Source organism: Streptomyces sp. DH41 (assembly GCF_029813785.1).
Classification (GTDB): domain Bacteria; phylum Actinomycetota; class Actinomycetes; order Streptomycetales; family Streptomycetaceae; genus Streptomyces.
In genome coordinates this window covers 124828-148028 of record NZ_JARVKY010000004.1, presented here as the reverse complement: position 1 = coordinate 148028, position 23201 = coordinate 124828, and the positions used below count along the sequence as shown (strand labels likewise).

Annotated in this window: 16 protein-coding genes and 1 pseudogene; 12 read left to right on the top strand and 5 right to left on the bottom strand. The window is 71.6% G+C overall.

Features of this window, described 5'->3' with window-relative positions:
- Positions 1–56 precede the first annotated feature (56 nt).
- Entirely contained in the window at positions 57–1028 is a 972-nt protein-coding gene (locus QC283_RS09370) for an amidohydrolase family protein (protein WP_279560924.1), read from the top strand.
- Positions 1029–1199: 171 nt separating this feature from the next.
- On the top strand, positions 1200–2564 hold the full coding sequence (locus QC283_RS09365) for an APC family permease (protein WP_279560923.1): 1365 nt from the start codon (positions 1200–1202) through the stop codon (positions 2562–2564).
- A gap of 73 nt (positions 2565–2637) precedes the next feature.
- Here QC283_RS09365 and QC283_RS09360 read toward each other — a convergent pair whose 3' ends face one another.
- Positions 2638–4641, bottom strand: coding sequence for a CocE/NonD family hydrolase (locus QC283_RS09360; RefSeq protein WP_279560922.1), 2004 nt, complete (start codon positions 4639–4641; stop codon positions 2638–2640).
- Positions 4642–4668: 27 nt separating this feature from the next.
- On the bottom strand, positions 4669–6174 hold the full coding sequence (locus QC283_RS09355; protein ID WP_279560921.1) for a peptide MFS transporter: 1506 nt from the start codon (positions 6172–6174) through the stop codon (positions 4669–4671).
- A 1056-nt stretch (positions 6175–7230) separates the two neighbouring features.
- Here QC283_RS09355 and QC283_RS09350 point away from each other — a divergent pair.
- The 10 genes and pseudogenes from QC283_RS09350 to QC283_RS09305 all read left to right on the top strand — a co-directional run bounded on the left by QC283_RS09350 (position 7231) and on the right by QC283_RS09305 (position 19567).
- Positions 7231–8271 (top strand): DUF6215 domain-containing protein, encoded by a 1041-nt coding sequence (locus tag QC283_RS09350; RefSeq protein WP_279560920.1) that lies wholly within the window; start codon positions 7231–7233, stop codon positions 8269–8271.
- A 266-nt stretch (positions 8272–8537) separates the two neighbouring features.
- Entirely contained in the window at positions 8538–9515 is a 978-nt protein-coding gene (locus tag QC283_RS09345) for an alpha/beta hydrolase (protein WP_279560919.1), read from the top strand.
- Positions 9512–10723 carry an acyltransferase family protein gene (locus QC283_RS09340; protein ID WP_279560918.1) on the top strand — a complete coding sequence of 404 codons (1212 nt, stop codon included), beginning with the start codon at positions 9512–9514 and terminating at the stop codon, positions 10721–10723. Before QC283_RS09345 ends, QC283_RS09340 begins: the two co-directional genes overlap by 4 nt.
- 38 nt (positions 10724–10761) lie before the next feature.
- Positions 10762–11043 (top strand): annotated as a pseudogene (locus QC283_RS09335) (fatty acid desaturase); the annotation flags it as partial.
- On the top strand, positions 11040–12278 hold the full coding sequence (locus tag QC283_RS09330; protein WP_279560917.1) for a sensor histidine kinase: 1239 nt from the start codon (positions 11040–11042) through the stop codon (positions 12276–12278). The pseudogene QC283_RS09335 and the gene QC283_RS09330, both read left to right, overlap by 4 nt.
- A complete protein-coding gene (locus QC283_RS09325; RefSeq protein ID WP_279560916.1) occupies positions 12275–12949 on the top strand; it encodes a response regulator transcription factor in 675 nt (224 codons plus the stop codon). The genes QC283_RS09330 and QC283_RS09325 overlap by 4 nt, the downstream gene beginning before the upstream one ends.
- Positions 12950–13382: 433 nt before the next feature.
- Complete coding sequence (locus QC283_RS09320) at positions 13383–14228, top strand: ABC transporter ATP-binding protein (RefSeq protein WP_279560915.1); 846 nt, start codon at positions 13383–13385, stop codon at positions 14226–14228.
- Complete coding sequence (locus QC283_RS09315; protein ID WP_279560914.1) at positions 14225–16768, top strand: ABC transporter permease; 2544 nt, start codon at positions 14225–14227, stop codon at positions 16766–16768. The genes QC283_RS09320 and QC283_RS09315 overlap by 4 nt, the downstream gene beginning before the upstream one ends.
- A 184-nt stretch (positions 16769–16952) precedes the next feature.
- Positions 16953–18350 carry an MFS transporter gene (locus tag QC283_RS09310; RefSeq protein WP_279560913.1) on the top strand — a complete coding sequence of 466 codons (1398 nt, stop codon included), beginning with the start codon at positions 16953–16955 and terminating at the stop codon, positions 18348–18350.
- Positions 18347–19567 (top strand): FAD-dependent monooxygenase, encoded by a 1221-nt coding sequence (locus tag QC283_RS09305; protein WP_279560912.1) that lies wholly within the window; start codon positions 18347–18349, stop codon positions 19565–19567. Before QC283_RS09310 ends, QC283_RS09305 begins: the two co-directional genes overlap by 4 nt.
- Before the next feature lie 159 nt (positions 19568–19726).
- Here QC283_RS09305 and QC283_RS09300 read toward each other — a convergent pair whose 3' ends face one another.
- The 3 genes from QC283_RS09300 to QC283_RS09290 form a co-directional block, all read right to left on the bottom strand.
- Positions 19727–20554 carry a class I SAM-dependent methyltransferase gene (locus QC283_RS09300; RefSeq protein WP_279560911.1) on the bottom strand — a complete coding sequence of 276 codons (828 nt, stop codon included), beginning with the start codon at positions 20552–20554 and terminating at the stop codon, positions 19727–19729.
- Positions 20555–20638: 84 nt separating this feature from the next.
- Positions 20639–22144 (bottom strand): carboxylesterase/lipase family protein, encoded by a 1506-nt coding sequence (locus QC283_RS09295; RefSeq protein ID WP_279560910.1) that lies wholly within the window; start codon positions 22142–22144, stop codon positions 20639–20641.
- Between the two features lie 151 nt (positions 22145–22295).
- Complete coding sequence (locus tag QC283_RS09290; protein WP_279560909.1) at positions 22296–23087, bottom strand: class I SAM-dependent methyltransferase; 792 nt, start codon at positions 23085–23087, stop codon at positions 22296–22298.
- Between the last annotated feature and the right edge of the window lie 114 nt (positions 23088–23201).

The following is a 23201-nucleotide window of genomic DNA, read 5'->3' as shown; positions in this document are numbered from 1 at the left end:
ACGCACCTGCCGCGCCGGCCGCCCTCCGTCGAGCGAGAGCCTGGGAAAGAAGCGTCATGGTCGCGAATCCACTGCGCGGTACGCCCGTCGTCGACACCCACGCGCATCTCTACCCCGCGACGTACCTGGACCGGCTCGTGGCGATCGGAGCCGACCCGGACACCGTCGCGATCGCCCGGAACCTCCGCGCGAGCGACGAGCCGGAGGAACTGGAAGCGCGACTGCGGCAGATGGACGCGGCCGGCGTCGGTGTCCAGATCCTGTCAGTGGTGCCCCAGGTCCCCATGGTCGACGACCCCGGCACCGCCGCCCGCGCCGCGAAGATGGTCAACGACCGGTACGCGGCCGTCCTCAGTGACCACCCCGACCGGTTCAGGGCCTACGGCTGTCTGCCGGTGCCGCACGTGGAAGCGGCCATCGCGCAGACCCGGTACTGCCTGGACGAGCTGGGCTTCCTCGGCGTCGCGCTGCCCACCGTCGTCCGAGGCGACATGACACTCGCCAACGAGACCCTCGAACCCCTGTGGGCCGCTCTCGACGCGCGCGCAGCGCGTGTCTACCTCCACGCCACCGGCGGTGGCGCGAACTGCCCGCTCATCAACGACCACCAACTCCAATGGGTCAACGGGGCACCCCTCGAGGACGCGCTCGCGGTACTGCATCTGCTCAAGGCCGACGTTCCGGCACGGTTCCCCGGCATTCGCTTCCACGTGGCGCACCTCGGCGGCGACCTGCCCTTCCTCGCCCAGCGCATCGAGGACAACTACGAGGACTGGCGGACGTTCGAACGATCGCCTCGCGCCGCGTTGCGGAACATGTGGTTCGACTCCGCGAACTTCCACGGTCCGTCGCTGCGGCTCGCGATGGAAACCGTCGATCCGGGCAAGGTCATGATGGGATCGGACTATCCGTACTTCCAGGACGACAAGTACACCAGAGCGGTCGGCTATGTCCGCGACAGCGGACTCTCCGAGACGCTCGTGGAAGCCGTGCTGAGCACGAACGCCATGAGGTTCTACGCGAGCTGACGAGACGCCCCGAGGCCGCACTCGTCGAAAGGACGCCTCGGAGGACGACTCCGGGTACGCGTCCCGGCGGTTCGGTGTGGGATTGCCGGACGTACCGCCCCGGGCATGACTCACCGGTCCTCCGGGCAGGGGAGACGTTGTCCAGCACCAACACCTCAGGGGGGAGTCTGCGTGACCACAGGCGGAAGAGACGCCACCGCCTCGCCGGAGGGAGCGGACGACACCCCTTTGCGGCGGGCCATCGGACCCAAGCTGCTCATCCTGTTCGTGATCGGCGACATCCTCGGTACCGGCATCTACGCGACCACCGGTCAGGTCGCCGGCAAGGTCGGCGGGGCGCTGTGGCTGCCGTTCGTCATCGGGTTCGTCGTGGCGATCCTGACAGCGGCCTCGTACGTCGAGCTCGTCGGCAAGTACCCGAAGGCGGCAGGGGCCGCGCTGTACACCCAGAAGGCGTTCCAGGTACCGTTCCTCACCTTCATCGTCGCCTTCATGGTCATGTGTTCGGGCCTGTCCTCGGCGAGCGCGGCAGCGCGCGCCTTCAGCGGCGACTACCTCGCCGAGTTCACCGACTTCTTCCCGCCCACCCTCATCGCGATCCTGTTCATTCTCGCCCTCGCGGCCCTCAATCTGCGCGGCGTGTCCGAGTCGGTCAAGACCAATGTGGTCCTCACCGTGGTCGAACTGACCGGCCTGTTCGTCATCCTCGCCGTCGGTGCCTGGGCGGTCCTCACCGGTGACGGCGATCCCTCCCGGCTCGGCGAGTTCCAGGCAGGGGGCACCGGCTACGCGCTGCTCACCAGCGTGCTGGGGGCGACGGCTCTCGGCTTCTTCGCCTTCGTGGGCTTCGAGGACTCCGTCAACATGGCCGAGGAGACCCAGGACCCGGTGCGTACGTTCCCGCGCGCCATCTTCATCGGCGTCGCCGTCACCGGGACCATCTACGTCCTGGTCGCGCTGGTCTCCTCGCTGCTCGTCGACTACCGCGTACTGGAGGGCTCCAGCGGCCCGCTGCTGGAGGTCGTCAAGGCCGGGGGTCTGGACTTCCCGCCCAAGCTGTTCGCGCTGATCGCCCTGTTCGCGGTCACGAACTCGGCACTGATCAACATCATGATGGCGTCCCGGCTCTGCTACGGCATGGCGAACGAACGCATCCTGCCGCGCGCGCTGGGCCGTGTCCTGCCCCGGCGCCGCACCCCGGTCGTCGGCATCGTCTTCGTCTCGCTCCTCGCCATCGGCCTGGTCTCGACCGGGGAGATCGCGGGCCTCGGCGACACCACGGCCTTCCTGCTCCTGTGCGTCTTCGCCGTGGTGAACGTGTCCGTACTGGTCCTGCGCCGCGACCGCGTCGAGCACAAGCACTTCCGTACGCCGACCGCTCTGCCGGTGCTGGGCGCGGTCACCTCCCTGATTCTGGCCAGCCCCCTGTCCGACCGGCCCGCGCACGTCTACATCCGGGCAGGGGTCCTCCTGGCCATCGGAATCGGGCTGTGGGTGCTGAACAGGACGGTGATGAAGGCACGCGGCGAGGCGTGAGCCCCCTCAGCGGCGTCCTGCCCGGTCACCCACGCGTACGGACGCCCGTACCGTCATGGCCGCGAGGGCGCGCTCAGCGAGCGACTCGGGGGATGCGCCTCTCCCAGGTGCGGTGGAAGACGACGTCCTCGCCGTCACGGCACACCACCTCGTTCGACGTGACGAAGTCATCGGCGTCGCAGGTGATCTCCGACCGGGTCTCGACCCGCACGTCCCAGTCGAGCTCCGGGCGGCGCAGACGGACGCTCCATTCGGACCCGGCCCGCGCCGACAGCGGGTCGTCCTCCCGGATGGTGTACGTCTCCAGCGCGTCCTCGGCGAACTCCAGGCCGTCCGGGTACACGCGGGTCCCGCCGTAGCGCGGATCCACCTCGAGCCGCCACTCACCCTTGGCCACGTCACGTACCACGAGCCGCTCCGGGCGCTCCTCCTCGGAGGTCGTCGGCACGGCCACGCGCAACGGCTCGGACTGCTCGGGAGGCTCGAACCGGACCCCGGTGTCCTCGGGGTGTTCACCGGCGTCGCGAACCGGCAGTTCGAGTGCGGAGCCGGCCGGTTCCAGTACGAAGCCGTCGGAGCCCGCCTGCGGCCAGATCCACGGCCAGTACGCGGAGGAGACGGCGAGACGGACGCGGTGCCCGGCGGGGAAGGTGTGGCCGATGCCGTTGAGCTGGAAGGTCACCGTCTCCGTGGCCCCGGCGGGCCAGGGCACGTTGCGGTCCCGGCCCTGGCGCGCCGCGAGGTTGAGGGCGCCGCGGGTCACCAGGGTCGACGATCCGTCCGGCGCGACGTCGCAGAGCCGGGCGACGGCCTGCCCGTACGGTACGTCCATCCGAAGGCGCAGGGTCACCTCGGGACGTCCGAGGATCTCGACGGGGCCGTCGGTGACGGGAAAGTCGAAGCACGCCGAGCGGGCGTCCTCCTCGCGCTGGTCGGGCGGCAGGTCGGCATCGTTGCCGAAGGGGAAGAACCGTCCGGCGTCGACGCCGGTGTGCTGGGGGGAACGTACGACGACCGGCTCGCCCCCGAGGGCGTGGGCCGTGGGAGTGGTGTAAGGCGACGGCCAGGCCGGGTCGCCGACCCAGCGGCCCGGCAGTTCGGGGTAGACGGTGGCCGGCGGGTGCGACTCGCTGATCCAGGAGCGGAGCAGCGGTTCGTCCATGACGCCGGTGTCCTCGCCCTTCAGGTGGTGGTCCCACCAGCGCAGCGTCTCCTGGAGGAAGCCGATCGGCGGGCCCGGCGGCAGTCCGCGGTCCGGGTACTGGTGGGACCAGGGCCCGATCAGACCCCGGACCCGCTCGCTTGGCAGGTGTTCCACGAGTCGGAGAACGGTGTCGCGGTACGGGTCGTGCCAGCCGCCCACAGCGAGGACGGCGGCGTCGATGGCGGAGTAGTCCTCGCAGACGCTGCCGTGCTTCCAGTAGTCGTCGCGGAGCTGGTGGGCGAGCCAGGTGTGGATGAACGGGTCGACGGCCTCCAGCCGCCGCAGCCACATCTGACGCCACTCCTGCCCGGCGTACTCCGGGTCCGGCGGACGGCAGACGAACGCGAGCATGGTGGCGGCCCAGGCGTGCATGTCGACGCCGAGCACCGAGCCGCCCATGTAGTGCACGTCGTTGTCGTACCGGTCGTCCGCCGAACAGACGGTGACGACGGCCTTCAGCGGTTCGGGGGCGAGCGCGGCGATCTGGAGCGAGTTGAAGCCGCCCCAGGAGATGCCGAACATGCCCACCTTGCCGTTGCACCAGGGCTGCGCGGCCAGCCACTCGACGACCGCGACGCCGTCGGCCAGCTCGGTGGCGTCGTACTCGTCGCCCGGCAGTCCCTCGCTGTTGCCGTGCCCGCGCACGTCGACGCGCACGGAGGCGTAGCCGTGGCCCGCGTACCAGGGGTGGCGCTGGCTGTCACGGGGCGCGGTCCAGTCGCTGAGGCGGTACGGCAGGTACTCCAGCAGGGCGGGGACCGGCTCGTCGGTGAGCGGCCGCCAGATCCGCGCGTAGAGCCGGGTGCCGTCCGGCAGGGGGACGCGGATGTCGTCGTGGGTCGTCTCGTACGGGAAGTCTGTGCGAATGCGCATGGGCGGTACCTTCCGGCGGGCCGGTGCTCAGTGGACGGGGTGCATCGTGCGCCGCAGCCACGGCGCGAGGGCTACGACGACCAGACCGAGGACGACGGCGATGGCGCCGTTGACGCCGAAGTACACGGGGTGGGACACGTCGTCGTAGACCTTCACCACCTGGGCCTGGATGCCGTTGGCGAGGGCCAGGGAGAGGAACCACAGGGCCATGGTCTGGCTGGAGAACGCCTTCGGCGCCAGCTTGCTGCTGGCCGAGAGACCCGAGGTCTCCAGGAGTACGTCGCCGAGGCCGAGCAGCAGGTAGGAGCCGACGATCCACCAGGCGGCCATCTGGTAGTCGGTGCCGTCGTGGCCCGCGGTGGGAATCACCATCAGCAGAAACGACAGACCGCCGAGAACGACCCCGAACGCGATCTTGTTCGAGGCGTGGGGCTGGCGCCGGCCCATCCGCACCCAGACGGCGGCGACCACGGGGGCCAGCGCCACCTCGAAGGCCCCGAGCGCGGAGGCGTACCAACTGGAGGGGAAGTCGAAACCGAGGATGCTGGTGTCGGCGTTCGTCGAGGCGAGCAGCATCATCGTGGAGTACGCCTGGAAGAGGATGAAGTTGAAGACCACCGAGGCGAGGAAGAGGACGATGTAGGGCCGCAGCCGCCCGCGTTCCTCCACGGTGACCCGGGGGCTGGTGAACATGATCCAGAAGTAGACGACCGGCGCGATCACCGAGACGACCGTGAGGACGTCCACGAACCGGTCCATGGTGAGCCAGCCGGCGCCCGCGAGCACGCCGCACAGCGCGGCGAAGGCCAGGCCCCCGGCGACCATGAGCCACACGGCCCGTCGCATGGCCGCCGGGGCCAGTGCGAACTCGGCGGTGTGCTTGCGTCCGGCGAGATGCCGGCGCCCGGTGATGTACTGGACGAGTCCCAGCGTCATACCGAACGCGGCCGCCGAGAAGCCCCAGTGCCAGCCCTGGTGCTCGCCGAGCCAGCCGGTGATCAGCGGCCCGGCGAAAGCGCCGATGTTGATGCCCATGTAGTACAGGGCGAAGCCGGCGTCGCGGCGGTCGTCGTCGGTGCGGTAGAGCTTGCCGACCATGGCGGCCACATTGGGTTTGAGCAGACCGGTGCCGGCGCTGATCAGGCCGAGGCCCACCCAGGTCATGGCGGCGGTGGGGACGGCCATGGAGTAGTGGCCGAGGGCGATGAGGACGCCGCCCCACAGGACCGCCCGGTAGGAGCCGAGGATGCGGTCGGCGAGCCATCCGCCCGCGACGGAGACCAGGTAGACGAGGGTGCCGTAGGCGGCCGACACGGAGGCGGCGGTGCCCGCGTCCATGCCCAGGCCGTCGTTCGCCACCGAGTCGGCGAAGTACAGAACCAGGATCGCCTGCATGCCCAGGAACGAGAAACGCTCCCAGACCTCCAGGGCGGACAGCGTGAGCAGACCCTTCGGCTGCCCGAAGAAAGCGCGGTCGTCCCGCGCCGGGGGCTGCTCGTCGTCGGCTGTCTCGGGATGAGCACGGTCTGTCATAGGTCCTGTCGCCGGTCGGGGATGGCTGGACCGCTGCACAGCGGAAAGGGCGTGCACAGTGCCTGCCGACACCGTTGCGCGACGCTCACCGCGACATGACAGTCAGTCCCACGTCGCAGGTCAGGAGATCAGGGATCGCCCGTACTTCGCAACTGCGTACGCCGCTGTCCCGCACACACGCGGGCCGTGGTACATCGCGAACGGCAGCGCCGCGCGAGCCGTTCGGGGGCCGCGGGGAACACGGCGACATGACGCCCCTGACTCGGACGCCGCCTCCTGCTGCGCGATCGGGCCAGGAGAGGGGCACCGCCGGTCGGTCCCCGCGGGCACAATGACCGGCTCGGCTTGCTTACTCCAAGTAACAAGATCAGAGTTGATCTCCGCACCTCACGCGACTACTTGAGGTAGCCCACCCCCCCCCGTGTGTCCGTGGTTCCGAGTCCCGGACGACCAACAGGAAGCCGAATGAATCCGTCGTACGACCGCCTCGAGCAGGCGCGCGAAGACTACGAACACCACCTGCGGACCTGCCGTCAGTGCGAGGCGGACGGTGCGAGGTGCCCCGCGGCCAAACACCTGAGACGCCTGTACAACAACCTTCTCAGATCGACGCAACCCCCAGCGTCCCGCGCAGGCCACGCGGGCCGGTCGGCGAGCGGTGGTTCGGCCGGATGAGGCGAGGACCGGACCGTCCGCTCCTGTCCGTCCGCACGAGTGGCACAGCGCCCGGATCGACGACCGGGGTGTCCACGCCGTTCTGAGGCGAGCAGTGGGGTAGCACCGTGGGGGCGGTGACAGCCTGTGCGCGGCAGCGGCTCGTCCACGGCGCCCGTGCCGGACCCTCCCCGGAGCGACGGTGACGGTCGCGGAAACCCGGGCCGGTACGTCGTCAAGGCCGTCACCTCGCTCCTGACCGACAGCGGGACCGCCTTCACGGTGACCCGGAAGCACGACTGAGCAGGGGCCCGCAGCCGGGTGGGGAGGCCGACCGCGCACAGCCCCGGAATCATGGCCTCCGTCACAGCGGAAGTGGTTCGATCTTGATGAGATCACCGGATGCCCGGTTTCCTCCTCCGTCTCCTGCCGTTCTGGGTCCGTGAGCCCCTGCTCATCGCGATCGGGTCCGTTCTCGGCGTACGCGTCATGTATCTCGCCTTCCGCGATGACACCTGGGTCGCTGCCGGCCTCGCGGTGGTGTTCCTCGCGCTCACCGGGATACGCGTCCGCGCCGTCGTGCGTGCCCTGCGCGCACGACGGGACCCGGACCGGGCGGCCCCCTCGGCCGGGGTGGCGGCAGACGCTGCCGCGCAGCCCCAGGCCCAGTTGCGGTCCCAGCTCCAGCTCCAGCCCGAGACTCGGGCCCCGGCCGCACCCGGAGCGCGTACCGCCCGGGACACCACGGAGAAGGAACCCAATGCCTGGGGCCAGGCCGTCGCCGCCGTGGCTGTGTTCGGGGCACTGGCGCTCGCGCTGTGGGCGGGCCCGCGGTTGCTGCCCTCCGACGACAAGACGCCACAGTCCGCCTCGTGTTCGAGGGGGACGGAGGAACTTCCGAAGGCCTACGGGGAGACGACCGGAGTGGTGACCGGGGACGAGCTGTGCGAGGCGCTCAACCGACCGGACCTGGCCCAGCTCCTCGGTACGCCTGAAGAGATCGCGACCGCGGCGTCCGGCAGCAACGACACCGCGTGGCTGACGGACGGAAAGGTCGCCCAGCCGGAGGCCGAGGTCACGTTCGACACCTACACCGTCAATGTCTCGGCCACTTACAACGAGCTGTCGATCGCCCAGTACGTGAAGCTGTTGAGAACCGGGGGTGAGGCGGACTTCGAACCGCTCGACGTTCTCGGCCGGCCCGCGGTCCTGTCCTCGGACCACACCATGCGGTTCAGCATCAGTCTCGATGGCGCCGGGTCCGGCGGACCGGTCGAGCAGGGTCCGTTGGCCAGGACGCTGTCCGTGGCCCTCGACCGCGGCGACCGGGGCGGCTACTACGACATCACCGTCTGGAGCACGTCCGGAGCCCTCCCGGACGACAGCGTTCTCCTCGGCGTCGCTGAGAAGGTTCTTCCGACGATTCCCGAACGGGCTGCCTGAAACCCCTTCAGCAATGCTCAGAACCGGTGGAGTGGACACGACGGGACCCCCGCCGACGGGGACGCGCCGGCCGATCGGCGCGACGAGCGCCCGCATCGGCCGGTGGCCCGCGACGATTACCGCCGCCCCCCAAGAACCGGCGTCTTCTGGCCCACCCCCTACTGGGGTATCACTTCCGGCGTGGCTCCCCAGGGTGACGCCCCACCCCACACCGTCTTCCTACCTTCCTCTCCGTCATCACGGACGAGACAGAGGGAGACGGACGGATGAGCCGCTTCAGGAAGAGCCTGATCACCGCCGTACTGACCGCGCTGCTGGTCGGCAGCACGGCAGGCTGGGCCTCGGCGAGCAGCGAGAGCGTGCTGAGCGGTCCGCTTCCCGGCACCGCCGCCTGGCTGGCGGACGACTCTCTCGGCAGGGCGACACCGGACCCCACCACGGCCACCCCGTCCGAGGTGGCGGCCTTCTTCGCCGGTCTCTCCGACACTCAGCGGCAGCGACTGGTCGAGGACCACCCCACCGTGGTGGGCAACCTCGACGGCGCCCCCGTGAGCCTCCGCTACGAGGCCAACGCCCCCGCGGGCGACCGGGTCCTGGCGTACGATCCGCGCGGTCGCGGCCTGATCGCGCAGGTCACCGGCGACCTGGAGAACGCCACCCACGTCTCGGTGCTCGTCCCCGGCTCGGACATCGACATCTCGACGTTCGACCGTTTGACCCAGCGTGCCGCCGACCTCCAGGAGGAGGCGGGCGGCGACACGGCCGTCATCGCCTGGGCCGGTTACACCACCCCCTCCGGCATCGGACCCGACCTGGCGACGGCCCGGCTCGCCGAGACCGGCGCCGAACGCCTCACCCGTCTCACCGACGGCCTGGACGCGGCAGGCCTCCCGGACCCCTCCCTCTTCTGCCACAGCTACGGCTCGGTGGTCTGCGGCCTCGCCGCCCCTGACACCGACGCGAGCGACATCGTCGTCATGGGCTCGCCCGGCATGCGCGCCGACGACGTCACCGCGCTCGGCACCGATGCCCACATCTGGGCGGCGAAGTCCCCGGCCGACTGGATCGGCCACGTCCCCAACGTCGAGGTCCTCGGCCTGGGCCACGGCGCGGACCCCACCTCGCCCGGCTTCGGCGCTACCGTCCTGCCCGCCGACGACGTCCCGGAGCACGACGAGTACCTCACTCCCGGCACCTCCACCCTGACCGCGTTCGCGGCGATCGCCGGGGGAGACCCGCGATGAAGCCCCCCACGAAGCTCACGAAGCTCACCGCCCGGATCGACGACCGGACCCCCGCCCACCGCGACCGCGCCATCGACGGTCTGCGCGCGCTGGCGCTCCTGGCCGTCCCGACCGGCCACTGGCTGCTCGGCGGCTTCACCCTCGACACCGGCGGCGGCCTGCACAACGCCAGCCCGCTGGCCACGTTCGGCGCGCTGGCCCCGGCCGGCTGGATCCTTCAGACGCTGGGCATCTTCTTCCTGGTCGGCGGCTACTCCTCGTACCTCTCCTACCAGCGTCGCAAGGGCTCGGCCCGCGAGTGGATCACCGGCCGGCTCACCCGCCTGGGCCGCCCGGTCCTTGGCGTCACCGCCGTATGGGCGCTGCTGCTCCCCACCCTCCATTACGGCCTCGGCGTCCCGACCGCCACCCTGCACACCGCGTCGACACTGGTCGTCCAGCCCCTGTGGTTCGTCGGCGTCTACGCCGTGATCACGGCCCTGACGCCGTACTGCGTCCGCGCCTCGCAGCGCCTCGGATTCCGGTCCGCGGCCCCACTGCTCGGCTCGGTCGCGGTGGTCGACTTCCTGCGTTACGGGCCGTACGCGGACGCGATGCCGTCCTGGGTGAGTCTGCTCAACATGCTTCCGGGCTGGATGTTCGCCTACCAGCTGGGCGTGTCCTGGGCGGACAGGCGGCTGGGCCGCCGCGAGGCGTGGCTGCTGCTCGCGGGCGGCACGGCCCTGTTCGCCACCCTGTTGCTCGCCTTCCACTACCCGGCGTCGATAGTGGGCGTGCCCGGCGCGTCCCGTACCAACTCCCACCCGCCGTCCCTGCTGGTCCTGGCGCTCGCGGCCGCCCAGTCCGGTGCGGCGATCCTGCTGCGCGACCGGCTGGCCCGGCTGCTCGGGCGCCCCGCCCTGTGGGCCCCGGTGGTGATCATCAACCTGTCCGCGATGACGATCCTGTGCTGGCACCAGACGGCGATGCTCGCCGCCGCGGTCCCCTTCTCCCGCTTCGGCGAGGTCCCCGGCCTGACCACCGCGCCGGACACCACCGGCTGGATCCTGGCGCGGGTGGCCTGGATGCCGCTCTTCGCGGGTCTGCTCGTGGCGATCGTGAAGTTCGCCCGGCCCCTGGAGACCCCTTGGGTCCGCACCGGCACGACCCGCCGCGCGGCGGCGGGCGTACTGGCGGCCGGCTTCGCCTACTTCGCGCTGGCGGCGTGAGGGATCCGGTGCCGCGCCGCGTGCGGAGACCCGACACCAAGGGCGGCTTTCGCACCGACTGGTTCCTCGCCGGCCTCAACTACCAGATCGAGCACCACCTGTTCCCCAGCATGCCCCGCCCGCACCTGAGGCTCGCCCGGTCCATGGTGAAGGCCCACCGCCGGGCCCTCGGCGTCCCCTACGCGGAGACCGGCCGCGTCGACTCCTATCGCCAGGCGACATTCGCCGCCGCAGGGGCCGGAGGCCGGGGCCGCGCCGATGACGCGGACCGCTCCGCGTGTCCTGACCCCGTCCCGTCGCACATAGGCTGGTGCTCATGACCGCAGTGAAGGAGGGACGCCCGCGTGCGCTGCTCGCGGGGGCTTCGCGCCCGTGGGTACGGCTGCTGCCGTGGGGGGTGGCGTTCGTGCTGTGCGTCGCGCTGCTGCCCACCACCATCCGGGTGCTCAGCGTCGACTACGGTCTGAACGCGGGCATCGCGAGCGCCCTGGCGGTCGTGCAGTCGGCACCGCTGCTGCTCGCCGTCCTCCGTCCGCTGCAGGCCTGGTACTTGGTCTTCGCCGCGGACGTGGCCGGGGCGCTCGCCCTGCTCGCCGTCGACTTCGAGGAACGGCTCCTGTGGCCGTTCCCGCCGATGGAGATCGTCGGGTACGTCGGCCTCTGCCTCGCCCTCGGCCTGCGCGAGCGGCGCCGGACACTGCTGCTGGTGTGGCTGGCGACGGCGGGCGCGGGCATCGGCCTGGAGTTCGTCGTGCCGCACGGCACGAACAGCAACAGCACCGTGCTCACCATGCTCAGCGGTGTCACCCTCGTGTTCGCCGGCGCGCTCCGCGAGCGGCACGAGGTGCAGCGCAGGCTGGCCGAGCAGGAGACGATCAGCGAGGCCGAGCGCGGCCGGCGGACGCTGCTGGAGGAACGCGCCCGGATCGCGCGCGAGCTGCACGACGTGGTGGCGCACCACATGTCCGTCATCACGGTGCAGGCGGACACCGCGGAGTACCGCCTCGACCGGCTGCCGCCGGAGGCGCGGGAGGAGTTCACGTCCATCGCGGCGACCGCCCGCGCGTCGCTCGGCGAGATGCGCAGACTCCTCGGAGTCCTGCGCAACGAGGAGGAGCACGGAGAGCTCGCGCCCCAGCCGGGGCTGACGCAGATCGCGCAGCTGGCACAAGCGACGGCGAGGGCAGGCGGACCGGTGGAGTTCACCCCCTGCGACGCCGACGTGCCCGAGGCGGTGGGTCTGTCCGCGTACCGCATCGTCCAGGAGGCCCTCGCGAACGTCGTCCGGCACGCACCGGGTGCGCGGACACAGGTGTCGCTCTCGGTTTCGGACTCCCCTTCGCGGGACGGCGCGCGGCTCACCGTCCTGGTGGTCAACGGCCCGCCGCCGAAGCCGCCCGCCGCACCGCTGGAGGTGGGCGGCACCGGGCACGGTCTCGTAGGTATGCGTGAGCGGGTACGGCTCGCCGGCGGCACCCTCGACGCGGGGCCACTGCCGGACGGCGGCTTCCGGGTCGTCGCACAACTCCCACTGAGTGAAAGGGACCTCACGTGACGACGCGTGTCATCATCGTCGACGACCAGGCCATGGTGCGAGCCGGTTTCGCCGCGCTGTTGGCCGCCCAGAGCGACATCGACGTGGTGGGCGAGGCCCCCGACGGTGCGCAGGGCGTCGAGCTCAGCCGCCGCACCCATCCCGACGTCGTGCTGATGGACGTCCGCATGCCCGAGATGGACGGCCTGGAGGCCGCGCGCCGCCTTCTGACGCCGCCGCCGGGCGTGACGCACCGGCCGCGCGTCCTGATGCTCACCACCTTCGACGTCGACGACTACGTCTACGAGGCGCTACGAGCGGGCGCGAGCGGATTCCTGCTCAAGGACGCGCCGCCGGCCGACCTCATCGCGGCGGTACGCGTCGTGGCCTCGGGCGACGCGCTGCTCGCCCCTTCCGTGACCCGCCGCCTCATCGCGGACTTCGCCAGGCAGCGGCCCGTCGCCCGGGGCAAGCCGGCGCTGCGGCTCAAGGGCCTGACCGAACGCGAGACCGAGGTCCTCACCCTGGTGGCCCGCGGCCGGTCGAACGGGGAGATCGCGACGACGCTGGTTCTGGCCGAGCAGACGGTGAAGACGCACGTGAGCCGCGTCCTCACCAAGCTCGACCTGCGCGACCGCGCCCAGGCGGTGGTCTTCGCCTACGAGTCGGGGCTGGTGGCACCGGGCGAATAGCCCACCCCGTCGGGGCGGCCGGTAAGGACGGAGCCCCCCGGCCTGCGCCGAAGGGCGGGCCGGGGGCTCCGAGCCGCCCCCGCAGGCGCGGCGTGCGGGGGTACTTCGCTCCGTTGCCGCCCCTTGCCCCCGTCGCCCCGTTGCCGCTTCTGCCGGGGCCCGGGGCGTGGCTCCGGCGGGGAAACCGCTGTGCCGGGCCGGGCGCCCGCGCCGTCCGGGGCCGTGCGGTACGCCACCCCCGTGGACACGAGTCCACGGCCCGCCGCATCGAACGGCGGGTGACCACCGGCCGGGGGGAGGGCCCGAGACCTCCCCTCCTCCACCCCCTACCGTGGTAGCACCTCCACATTGGCTCCCGGGTATGACGCCCGGCGCGCAGCCGTCCCCGCACTCTTCACCCGTCACAGAAGTGCACGTATGAGGGAGACGGGACATGAGGCTACGCAGCGGCAAGCGGAAGAAGGCGGACGACCGGACGGAGGCGGAGGACCGGCCCGAGGTCCAGGCCGCCACACCCGGTCTCGCCGTCGAGCTGCGCGGTGTCCGGCGGCAGTACGGCCGCGGGGCGGGCACCGTGCACGCACTGGCGGGCATCGACCTCGCCCTCCCGCGCGGCACGTTCACCGCCGTCATGGGCCCCTCCGGGTCCGGGAAGTCCACGTTCCTCCAGTGCGCCGCCGGCCTCGACCGGCCGTCGGCCGGCTCCGTGCGCCTCGGCGGTACGGAGATCACCGGCATGAGCGAGAACGAGCTCACCGAGCTGCGCCGCAGCCGTCTCGGCTTCGTCTTCCAGGCCTTCAACCTGCTGCCCTCCCTCACCGCGGAGCAGAACGTGCTGCTGCCCATGCGCCTGGCCGGGCAGCGCCAGGACCGGCGCCGGGCGCAGACGGTGCTCGCACAGGTCGGCCTCGCCGACAAGGCGAAGCGCCGGCCCGGCGAGCTCTCCGGCGGCCAGCAGCAACGCGTGGCCGTCGCCCGTGCCCTGGTCACCGGCCCGGACGTGGTCTTCGCCGACGAGCCCACCGGCGCCCTCGACACCGGCACCGCCGCCGAGGTCCTGGGCCTGCTCCGGCACGCGGTGGACACCCTCGGCGCCACCGTCGTCATGGTCACCCACGACCCGGCCGCGGCCGCCTGGGCCGACCGTGTTCTGTTCCTCGCCGACGGCGCCTTCTCCGACCACCTCGAGCACGGTTCGGCCGAGCAGATCGCGGCACGGATGGCCGTGCTCACCTCCCCTGCCTCCGGCGCCGGTGCGATGGCGGGTGTGGCGGCATGAGGCGCCCCAACGGACTCGCCCGTGAGGCCGTCCGCTTCAAGCCCGCGTCCTTCGCGGGTACCTTCCTCGCGCTGCTGATGTCCGCACTGATCGTCTCGGCCTGCGGGATCCTGCTCGAGACCAGCCTGCGCGCGTCGGTGCCGCCGCAACGGTACGCGCGGGCGCCCGTCGTCGCGGCGGCGGACCAGTACGAGTACGTCGTCACGGGCAGCGGCGAAGACCGCGAGAAGGAGGCGGTCCCGCTGCCCGACACCGCACGGGTGGACGCGGGGCTGGCGGCGAAGGCCGCGAAGGCGCCGGGTGCGGCCACCGCCGTCCCGGACTTCACCTTCCCGGTGCGCGTGGCGGACGACGGCGCGGGCCCCGGGGCACGCGGACTTCCCGTTCCGGGCGGTGTGATCACCGCGCACGGATGGGGCTCGCAGACCTTCACCGGTACCGAGCTGACCACCGGTTCCGCGCCCCGCGAGGGCGAAGTCGTGCTCGACGCGGGCACGGCCCGCGCGGCGAAGGCCGCTGTCGGCGACACCGTCGTGCTGCGGACCGCCGCCGGGCAGCAGGACTTCCGCGTCGCGGGCGTCGCCGAGGCCGGAGCCGCGGACACCGCCCGGGACACGGGCGACGCACGCGCCATCGCCTGGTTCGCCGACGCCCAGGCCCCCACGCTCGCCGGACACCCCGGCAAAGCGGACGCCATCGTCGTACTGGCGAAGCACGGCACCGATGCCGGCGACCTCGCCGGCTCGGTGAAGAAGGCACTGACCGGCTCCGGCGCACAGGTGCACACCGGCGACGACCGCGGCGCCGTCGAAGAACCGGGCCTCGGCCACGCCAAACTGACACTCTTCGGAATCGGCGGCTCCTTCGGCGGCATCGCCGCCATCGTCGCGGTCTTCACCGCCGCCGGAACCGTCGCGCTGTCGGTCGGCCAGCGAGCCCGCGCATTCGCGCTGCTGCGCGCCGTCGGTGCCACCCCGCGACAGATCCGCCGCGCGGTCGCCTCCGAAGCACTGCTCGTCGCGCCGCTCGCCGGGATCGCCGGGTGCCTGCCCGGCATCGGACTCGCGCACTGGTGGTTCGGGCAGCTTCAGGACCGCGGTGCCATCCCGCAAGCCGTGGACCTGCACGTCTCCGGACTCCCGCTGCTCGCCGCCGTCGGCGTCGGGCTGCTCACCGCGCTCGGCGCCGGCTGGGCGGCCGGCCGCCGGCCTGCGAAGATCAAGCCGGGCCAGGCACTGTCGGAGGCGTCGGTGGAGCGACTGCGGCCCGGCCTGATCCGTACCGTCCTCGGCGTCGGCGCCCTCGTCTCGGGCGCGGTCCTCACCGGCGTGTCCGCCCGCTCCGCCGGAGGCGACGCGGCCGGCGCCGCCCTCGGCGTCGTCATGTGCTTCATGCTCGCCGTCGGGCTGCTGGGCCCGTTGGTGGCGCGGCTGTGCGCGAGCCTGTTCGGCCTCCCGCTGCGCGGCGCGGGCCCGGCGGCCGAGCTCGCGGCGGCCAACTCCCGCGCCAACGCACGCCGCCTCGCCTCCGCGATCACCCCGATCGTGCTCGCCATGGCCTTCGCCTCGACGCTCGTCTTCATGCACACCAGCGAGACCCACGCCGCCGACAAGCAACGGCGCGCGGGCATCACCGCGGACCACGTGGTCACCGACCCGGCGGGGCTCCCGGTGGACGCGGCGGCGCACGCCTCCCGCGCGCCGGGCGTGGAGGCGGCCGTCGGCCTGCTGAACACACAGGTGCTGGTGCCGGTCGGCTCCGGCGAGTTCAAGTCGCTGCAGGGCGCGGCGACCCAGGGCGTCACCGGCTCCGGCGCCGAGCTCGCGAAGGTGCAGGACCTGGACGTACGAGAAGGCAGCCTCGACCACCTCGGCAAGGGCCGTATCGCCATCGACAAGACCCTGGCGAACTCGGCGGACGCCGGCGTAGGCGACCGGCTTCCGCTCTACCTCCCCGACGGCACCGAGGCCCGTCCCGAGATCGTCGCGGTCTACGGCCGCGGCCTCGGTCTGGCCACGGTGACCATGGACCGGGCGTCTCTCTCCGGGCACGTCACCTCGGGCTTCGACAGCACCCTGCTCGTACGGGGCGGCTCGGAGCAGTCACTCACCGCCCTGGGCGAGGTCACCGACGCCTCCGGCTACGCCACCGAGCGGAACCTCGACGCGAAGCTGGGCGCCTGGATGAACAACACCATGGCCGCGGTCCTCGGCGGCTTCGCCGCCGTCGCCGCGGTCAACACCCTGGTGATGACGGTCCTGGACCGTCGCCGCGAACTGGGCACGCTGCGCCTCGTCGGCTCCACCCGGCGCCAGGTGCTGACGATGCTTCGCTGGGAGGGCCTGCTGGTCTCCGCGGTCGGAGTGGTCCTCGGCTCCGCGATCGCCGCGGCCACGCTGATCCCCATGATGAGCGGCACGACCGGCGAGGCGCCGTACGTGCCCCCGCTGGTGTACGGATCCTTCGTCGCCGCCGCCGGCGGCCTGGCCCTGCTCGCGGTCACGCTGCCGGCCCGAGCGGCGCTGCGCCGCTGGTCGTAGCGCATACGTACGAGGCGGGGAGCCGGCAGCCCATCGGCTCCCGCCCGTACGACCTCCCCGACCGCGGGCGTCAGCGCGGCGAGCGCATCGCGCCCCGGTCACCCTGGCCCGCACCCGGCGAGGCGGCACGGCCACGCGTACGGCCGCCCCACCGCCTTCCCGGGCAATGACGGAAAGGACGTCCATGACCACAGCACCCGCACCCCCGGCCCGCATCGGGAAGGCCGCTGTCGGGGCCCTCGGCGCACTGGCGGTCTCCGCCGGCGCCCTGGAGTCGGTGGTGACGCCGACGCTCCCCCTTCTGCAACGCGAGCTGGACATGAGTCCGGCCGAGGGGGCGCTCCTCAGCGTCGTGCTCCTCGTCACCGGCGCGCTCATCACACCGCTCGCGGGCAAACTGGGCGACCGCTACGGCGGAAAGCGAGTCCTGATCCAGCTGATGGCCGTGGTCTCGGCAGGTGGCCTGGTCTCCGCCCTCGCGCCGAACCTTCCGGTGCTGCTCCTCGGTCAGATACTGCAGGGCGCGATGGTGGGCGCGCTGCCCCTGTCATTCATCGTGGTACGCGGGCACCTCCCCGTGGGCGAGTCGAAGGTGGCCATCGGGACGGTCAGCGGGATGTTCGTCGCAGGCTCGATGGCGGGCATGCTGTCGGCCGGCCCCGTGGCGGAACAGCTCTCCCGGCACTGGATGTTCGCACTGCCGACGATCGCGGTCATCGGGTCCACACTGCTGGTGAACAGGCTGATGCCGTCCGATCCACCGGGCCGGCCGGACGGTGCCGGAATCGACTGGCCCGGCCTGGCCCTCCTGAGCGGGACGCTGATCACGCTCATGCTCGTGCTCGCGCTGGCGCCCGAGGCCGGCTCGCAGCCACTCGTGCTCGGCGCCCTGGTCATGGTGTTGGCCGCCTTCGTGACCGGATGGACAGCCGTCGAGCGTCGTGCGGCCGCGCCGATGATCGATCCGCGCATGCTGGCACGGCCCGTGATCTGGAAGTCGTGTGTGCTGACGTTCGTGATCTGCCTCGGTACCTCGATGGGGGTCTATCTCGTTCCACAGCTGCTCGACGTGTCCGGCGACGGGTACGGCTTCGGCATCGGCGCCACCGGGATCGGCGTCATCCTCCTGCCCGGCGCCTTGGCCGCGTCGCTGGCCGGGCCGGTCGGCGGGATCGGAGAGCGGCGTTTCGGCTCGCGTGCCGTCGTCACGGCCGGGGTCGTCATCATGGCCGCCGCTCTGCTCGCCCTGTCGGCCGCGCACACCGAGGTCTGGCACATCGTTGTCGGCAAGGCGCTGATCGCGCTGGCCAACGGCCTGTGCGTCACGGCGTTGGTGACCGGCGTCGCCACCTCCGTCGACAAAGGTGACACCGGCATCGCCACCAGCCTGGTCCTGGTGACCCGCGTGATCGGTTACGCCGTGGGCGGGCAGGTCGGCGGTGCGCTCCTCACCGCGGGGACCCCTTCCGGGTCGGACGTCCCGGCCGAATCGGCCTTCGTCAGCGGCTTCCTCATCGCCGGTGTCATCACCGTGCTGTCCCTGCTTGTCGTCCGTACCAAGAACAAGGGAGTCGAAGAATGACCCGCACCGATCAGCTGACGGATATCCGCAGCACCCCGAGGCGCAAGGTCCTGATATCCGGGGCGGGCATCGCGGGCCCCGCCCTCGCGTTCTGGCTGAACCGCTACGGATACGCGGTCACGGTGGTGGAGAAGGCATCCACGCCTCGTAGCGGCGGCTACCCCGTCGACGTCCGCGGCACCGCGCTGGAGGTCGTCCGGCGGATGGGGCTCCTGCCGCGACTGCGGGAGGCGCACGTCGACCTGCGCCGGCTGACCTTCCTCGCCGGGGACGGCGGCGAGGTCGCCTCGCTGCACCCGCACGCCGTCACCGGCGGTGTCGCGGGACGGGACCTGGAAGTGCGGCGCGGGGACCTGACCGACGTTCTCCACACGGCGGTCCGTGACGACGTGGAGTTCTTGTTCGACGACTCCATCGACACCCTCGACCAGTCCGGCCACGGGGTCGACGTCACCTTCCACGGGGGCAGCAGCCGTACGTTCGACATGGTGGTCGGTGCGGACGGCACGCACTCGCGTACCCGGGAGACGCTGTTCGGCCCCGAGGAGCGGTTCCACCGGTACCTCGGCTACTGCTTCGCCGTGTTCACCATGCGCAACACCTTCGGCCTCTCCCACGAGACCATGATGTGGAACACCCCGGGCAGGGCCGCGGCACTCTACGCGGTGGGAGACGACGACGAGGTGCACGCCTTCCTGAACTTCGCCCACCCGGAACCACCGTTCGACGCGTTCCGGAACCCGGCAGCCCAACGGGCCCTGATCACCGAGACCTTCGCCGACGCGGGATGGGAGGTTCCGGGCATGCTCGCCGCCCTGCGCGACGCGGACGACCTGTTCTTCGACGGGGTCAGCCAGATCCGCATGCCCCGCTGGTCCAGCGGCAGGGTCGCGCTGGTGGGCGACGCCGCGTACGCGCCCTCGTTCCTCACCGGACAGGGCACCAGCCTCGCCCTCGTCGGCGCGTACATGCTCGCCGGCTCCCTGGCCGACCGCGACCACACCGCGGGCTTCGCGGCCTACGAACACCACCTCCGTGAGTTCGTGACCGTGAACCAGGAGCAGGTGGGCGAGGGCGATGCCGCCCTCTTCCCGACCACCGCTGTGGCATTGGAGCGGCGCAACGACAGGCTGCGCGGTCTCGGCGCCGTACCCCCCGCCGAGGGACGACCGGCCCATTCGGCCCTCACCCTGCCCGAATTCAAGCCCATGAGGTGAGCCCGGACTCGCGCGCCGATCGACGGGCGTCACGCGAGTACACACGAGATACGTCGATACGGATGGCGAGTACAGGACCCGAGGAACGGAGGGGGAGGAACGGGCCTCTCCCTCCGCTGACCGGGCCGCGGCCGGTGGTGCGAAGAGCGGCCCCTGGCCTTACCGGGCGCGCTGTCCGACGCGGAGGACGCTCAGATAACGGCGCGGTACCCGGTCGCTCATCCGAGTACGGATGCGCTCGGCGACGGCGTCGAGCAGGGGTTCACGGACGTCGCGGTCGAGCCCGCGGTACAGCGACGTCGAGCGAAGGAGATCGGTGAAGCCGTCTGCGTCGAACCACTGAACGGTCGGGTACCAGCGCACGATCGCCGGGCCGAACAATTCTCCGGGACCGTCGACCGGGCCCCAGCCCTCGTCAGTGGAGCGCACCTCGTCCTCGAGCGGCGGATGACCCCAGCCGGGGTGTTCGGGACAGAACCGCTCGTGGAGATCGGCGGTCTCGGCGTACACCTCCGGCTCTCCCGGCCTGCGGACGACGACGTTGCCGAGCAGCGCCGTCCAGCCTCCGGGACGGAGCACCTCGTACGCTCGCCGCCAGCCGACCGACGGGTCGATCCAGTGCCACGACGACGCGGCCACGAGGGCGTCGAAGTTCCGGCCGCGGTCGTCCCAATCCTCGAACGCCGACGTCTCGACCTCGACGTCACGGAAGGCGGCGGTCCGTCGGCGGGCGATCGCGGCCAGGCCCGCGCCCGGCTCGACGGCGGTCACTGCGCAGCCGAGCGCCGCCAGCGAGCGCGTCGCCTGTCCGGTGCCGCAGCCCACCTCCAGCACCGACGACCTTTCGTCCACGCCGGTGATGGCGCCGAGGTCCGCGAACAGCTTGTCGGGGTATCCCGGACGGATCCGGTCGTAGAGCTCCGGCACCTCGTTGAACACCCGGCCGAGGTCGTGCCGATTCGGGGGCGTCTTCGGATCATCAGTCACGAACGCACAAGTTAGAGGGCTCGTCCGCGGCGACGCCACTGGTTCGGCGGCAGCCACTGACGCGCCGCCGGTGGTTCGAACAGTTCACGGACACAGGACCGGGAAGTCGGCCTCGGCCCACAGAGGACGGACGGCGGCGGCCTTGTCACCGGTGGGTTCGCCGTCGGCGCTCCACACCTTGACCTGGGTGGGGGAGTCGTTGACCGATGGCCAGCCCGGGTCTCCGGTGGCGGCGAAATCGGCCCACGCGCGCACCATGCGGCGTGCCAGCCCGTGGTCGGCGGGTGTCGGTGCTCCGCCGATGAGGAAAGCCAGGCAGTCGGTGCCGAGGTTCCCGAAGGCGAAGGGGATGTCCGCACAGTGCCAGGCCCGCACCACGCCGTTCGGGCCGGTGCGCCGACGGTCGAAGCGCGACAGGAAGGCCCGTCCGCCGGCTCCGGCGTGAAACTCGGCGAGCCGGTTGCTGTACTCGCCGAACAGCAGGTCCCCGAAGACGGCGAGGTAGACGTCGAGCACCGGGGCGTGCGGCATCACGGCGCGGTAGCCGGCCACCAGGCCGGCGGGGAGACCGAAGTCCTCGGCGAAGCGGGCCAGCTGTTCTTCGGTGGTGACCTTCGCGCTGCTGCCGACGGCGTCGAGCAGCCAGTACTCCTCCGTGGTGTGGCAGACCAGCAGGTCCACGTCCCGGGCCGCACCGGATGCCATCCCCGTCAGGGGATCGGTGGGCAGAACGTCGCCGTCGAGGACGGGAGCGTAGAGGGAGGGGTCGTAGTGGCGGGATCCGGAGGCGGGGTCACGCCGGTAGCCGTCGACCACCCGGTCGGAGGCGACGACCAGGGCCTGCGGAGTCGCGGATGCCAGGCCCTCGGCCGTGGCGGGGCAGCCCGCTGCCGCAGCGATCTCACGGGTGGTCGCCGCAGCTGTCTCCAGCGTGTGGCAAGGACTGGCGACGCTGTGGGCGATGGCACGGTGGAACAGGCCGCGGGCGCGATCCATCACCATCAGACAGGCGACCGAAGCGGCCCCGGAGGACTGGCCGGCGACCGTGACGTTGCCAGGGTCGCCACCGAAGGCGGCGATGTTCTCCTGGACCCAGCGCAGGGCCGCGACCTGGTCGAGCAGACCGCGATTGTCCGGGTGGTCGGTCGTTCCCGCGACGGGGACGTGGCCGAAGCCCTCGAAGCCGATCCGGTAGTTGAGGGTGACCACGACCAGACCGGCACGGGCCAGCGCGGTGCCGTCGAAGTCGGGTTGGGCCGATGATCCGAAGGTGTAGGCACCCCCGTGGATCCAGACCAGGACGGGCAGACGGCCGCCCTCGGGGGCCGGGGTCCATATGTTGACGGTGAGGATGTCCTCGTCGTCGGGCGACCACGCGGGTGCGCCGGGCAGCTCTGCCGACTGCGGGGCGACCGGCCCGAAGGCCGTGCAGTCCCGCACTCCGGTCCAGGCCCGCGCCGGGGAAGGTTCCCGGAACCGGCGGGCCCCGAAGGGCGGGGCGGCGTAGGGGACGCCAAGGACGGCGACGACGTCGGCACCGGCTCGAAACCCTTGGACCGAACCGCTCCTCGTCTCGAAGGTGTTGTCCATCGGAAGACTGCCTCTCATTGCACCCCGGCTCAGCGAGGAGGACGGAGACCCAGCTTCGCATCGTGCGGCGCCCCGGGACCAACACCAAGATCATGCCGATTGACGCACCGGTGATGTCAATGCTCCGCTCCCTGCCCGGAACCGGGAGTGCTCAGGAGGCGCCTCGGGTGTCGGGCCGGTGCGTCACACGAATCTTGGACTGGCCGTGACCGAGCTCCTCCCAGTCGTCCATGAAGCGCGCCGTGAGGCCGTGCTCGGCGGCCAGGGCGATCAGCGTCTCGGTGCGGTAGTAGAAGTCCTCGCGCAGCACGTGGTGCTCCTCGCCCTCTGTCCGGTCGAAGGTGAAGTCGAACCAGCCACCCGGCGCCAGGACGCGGCCGATATGCGCGAAGCACTCCTCGATCACCGGCAGCGGGGAGTGCGAGAACACGCTGTGCGCGTGTACCACGTCGAAGTGCCCCGCCGGCAGGAAGCCCAGCGTGAGACCGCGGACCGGCGTCAGCGTGGGCAGCCGGTCCTGGAGCCCTTGGGCCTGGAGGGTGTCCTGGGCGGCGACAAGGATGTCGGGGGAGATGTCGACACCGTAGTAGTGGCCGGGGTCGAGGTACTCGATGAAGCGCCAGCCCGCCCGCAGGTTGCCGCAGCCGATCTCCAGCATCCGGTGCTCCGGGCGCAGCCCGTGACGCAGCAGGTAGTCGAACTGCATCTGTCCCAGCGCGAGCCAGCGCTCCCGGCTGTGACTGCCCACCGCGGCGTCCGGGTCGCGGCGCGTGTCGGACCGCATGACCGCCCGGTAGTAGGCGACATGGTCCGGTGAGCGGTACCGCAGCCAGGTGTCGCGTGCGGTGCGGCGCAGGTGGCGTGGCACCCGGCCGGGGTGCCGCAGTGCGTAGGCCAGGCGGTGCGTGAGGGACGCGCGGTTGGCTGTGAGGTTCTTGGGCATGGGGGCGGTTCCCGATCTCCGTAGGGGACGTGTCCCAGAAGTCTCGCCGTTGAACCGGCCCGGACCCTCGGACGTGCGGCTGGCCGGGGGTGCCCTCAGGACTATGCGAAAGTC